The sequence below is a fragment of the Hyphomonas oceanitis SCH89 genome (assembly GCF_000685295.1).
GTDB lineage: Bacteria > Pseudomonadota > Alphaproteobacteria > Caulobacterales > Hyphomonadaceae > Hyphomonas > Hyphomonas oceanitis.
Genome location: NZ_ARYL01000137.1, coordinates 1 through 923 on the forward strand (window position 1 = coordinate 1; position 923 = coordinate 923).

Annotated in this window: 1 pseudogene; it reads left to right on the forward strand. The window is 60.7% G+C overall.

The window, feature by feature from the left end:
• Positions 1-923, forward strand: a pseudogene (locus HOC_RS20600) (phosphoketolase family protein); the annotation flags it as partial.

Consider the following 923-nt stretch of genomic DNA (forward strand, 5'->3'; position numbering starts at 1 on the left):
TCGATTTCAGAGCACAGCCCTGCCCCGAATTGCGCCATGGACGCAATCGACCGCTGTTTCACTGATATTGTCCGCGCCAATCCACGCTTGCGGGTCCGCGTTGCAAACCCGGATGAGCTGCGATCAAATCATATGCCGCTAACGCTTGAAATGCTGAAGCACAGGGTCAACGCGCCAGAGCCTGACACGCCGGAGGCTGTCAATGGCAGTGTCATTACGGCCCTGAATGAAGAGGCGGTAATTGCAGCGGTCTTGGGAAACAAGGGCGGGCTCAATCTTGCCGTCAGCTATGAAGCCTTTGCGATGAAGATGCTGGGCGCGCTGCGCCAGGAGATCATCTTTGCCCGCCACCAGAAAGAGCTTGGTCAGTCTCCGGGCTGGATCAGCGTCCCGCTGATTGCAACCTCGCATACCTGGGAGAATGCCAAGAATGAGCAATCCCATCAGGATCCGACCCTGCCCGAAGCCTTGCTTGGTGAAATGTCGGAGACTGCCCGTGTGATCTTTCCGGTCGACGCAAGCAGCGCTGCGCAGGCCCTGCGCGTCGTCTATCGCGGACAAGGCGAAATCGCCTGTCTCGTGACACCGAAACGAGATGTCCCGGATATCCTGTCTCAGGAAGAAGCTGCAGCTGCCCTGGATATCGGGGCAATTCACATTGCCGGAGATGTCACAGCGGCGCGTGTCCAGCTGGTCGCGATCGGCGCCTATCAGGCGCAGGAAGCCCTCGCCGCACATCGGCGCCTGACCGATCGCGGCCTGCCATGCTGCGTCACCCTTATCCTGGAGCCTGGCAAGTTTCGCGCCGGGCGCGACCCGCTGGAACGCGCTTTCACGGCAACGGACGAAACGCTTCACACCCTGTTTCCGGTCGGACTGCCGCGCGTGCTACTGACCCATACCAGGCCGGAGCCGATGACCGG